Source organism: Streptomyces sp. NPDC054956 (assembly GCF_053609185.1).
In genome coordinates, this window is sequence record NZ_JBSGXB010000598.1 from 1 (window position 1) to 1,843 (window position 1,843).

Annotated in this window: 1 protein-coding gene; it reads right to left on the minus strand. The window is 72.4% G+C overall.

All coding sequences use genetic code 11. The features are described 5' to 3' along the window. Positions 1–72 precede the first annotated feature (72 nt). Positions 73–1,843 (minus strand): serine hydrolase (locus ACWGDE_RS38620; RefSeq protein WP_453393762.1); only part of this gene is annotated, 1,771 nt, incomplete at its 5' end.

The following is a 1,843-nucleotide window of genomic DNA, read 5'->3' on the forward strand; positions in this document are numbered from 1 at the left end:
GACCAGGCCCGCGGGGACCCATCCGTAGAGGATGAGGATCGCTCCACGCCCGGCCGGCACCGGCCGGCGCCGTCAGCCGACGCGCGTCAGCTTCTTGCCGATGCCCGGCGCCACGAGGTCGCTCTGCAGCGCCACCGGCACCTTGACCTGGCTGGCGCCCGATCCGACGGTCAGCACACCGATCTCCGAGCCCGCCTTCGCGGTCATCGGGACCTTGGCGGCGCCGTCACCCAGCTTGACCTCCACGGTGACCGACGGCCAGCCGATGGCCTCCACGTCCGCGGTGGCCACGACCGGGACGCGGCCGCCGAGCCCGTCGTCCACGTAACCGACGACCTCGTCCTTCTTGACGATGTTCGCGGCCGTCAGCGCCTTCTGCGTGGCCAGCATGACGTCCTTGCTGGCCTGGATCGCGGTGCCGAGGATCGGCACGCCGTGCTGGCCGAGGACCGCGCCGACGATCAGCTGGTTGGTCTTGCCGACCTTCTTCTCGGCGGCGAAGAGCAGGTTGCCGCCCGCCTTCGTGGTGGAGCCGGTCTTGATGCCGAGCGAGCCGTTGAACGGAACGAGGTCGTTGTAGTTCCGCCACTGCTTGCCGGAGGGGTCGGTCCAGTTCGGCAGCTTGGTGATCGCGATCAGCTCGGGCATCTCGACGATCTTGAGGCCGAGCTTGACCTGGTCCTCGGCGGTGCTGACCGTGGTCGCGTCCAGGCCCGAGGGGTCCGTGTACGTGGTGTTGGTCATGCCGAGTTCCTTGGCGGTGTCGTTCATCTTCTTGACGAACGCCTCCTGCCCGCCCGCGCCGCCGTCCCAGCGCGCGAGGAGCCGCGCGACGTTGTTGGCGGAGGGGATCATGATCGCGGCGAGGGCGTCGTACTGCGAGATCTTGTCGCCCTCCTTCAGCGTGTTGACCGTGGACTCGCCCTCGGTCTCCTTCTTGCCGTCGTCGACCGCCGTCTTGTCGACGGGGATCATCTGGCCCTTCTCCCCCTTCTTCATGGGGAAGTCCTTGAGGACGACGTAAGCCGTCATGGCCTTCGCGACACTGCCGATCGCGACGGGCTTCTGCTCGCCGAAGGTGCCGACGGGACCGAGACCGGCCGCAGCCACGTAGGCCTGGCCCTCCTTCGGCCACGGCAGCGAGGGCGCCGCGCCGTCGAAGGTGTACGAGCTCTTCGCGGTCATCTTGAGCGCCGGCTCGGGCAGCGGACGCACGAGCTGCACGACGGCGAGCACGACCGCGAGGAGCACCAGGATCGGCGCGTAGATCTTGACCCGCCGCACGGCGGTCCGGGTCGGGCTCGGCGGCGGGGGCGGGTTGTTGGTGAGGTCCGCCAGCATGTCGAGCGGCGGCTTGGGCGGCAGCGGCTGCTGCATGGTCCGCTCGGGCGACTGCCCGGCGCCCCGCACGGTCGCCTCCGGGTCCGGCACGGGCGCCGGAGCCGGCTTCGCAGCCTCGGGACGCACCCCGGGCCCGGCGGGCGACGCCGTCTTGGGCGCCTGCACGTCATCGGTCCGCAGCGGTACGAAGGTGCTCGCGCGCTCCCCGCCGACGGCGTGCGGCGGCACCGGCCGGGAGGCCCCGGGCCGGACGGCCCGGAACACGGCGGTCCGCTCGCTGTCGGCGGGCTCGCCGGAGGCGGGGGCGGTGGTGCCGGGTGCGGCGGTGCCGGGCTCGGCGGCCGGGGTGGCGGGCTTCACCTTGCGGAAGACGGCGGTGCGCTCGCTGTCGGCGGGCTCGTCCGCGGCGGGCCGCACCGGGGCTCCGGCGTCCGTACGCGCGGCGGAGCCGCCGCCGTCGCGCCCGGAAGCGGAACCGTCGGCCGGAAGCTTCACGGCACGG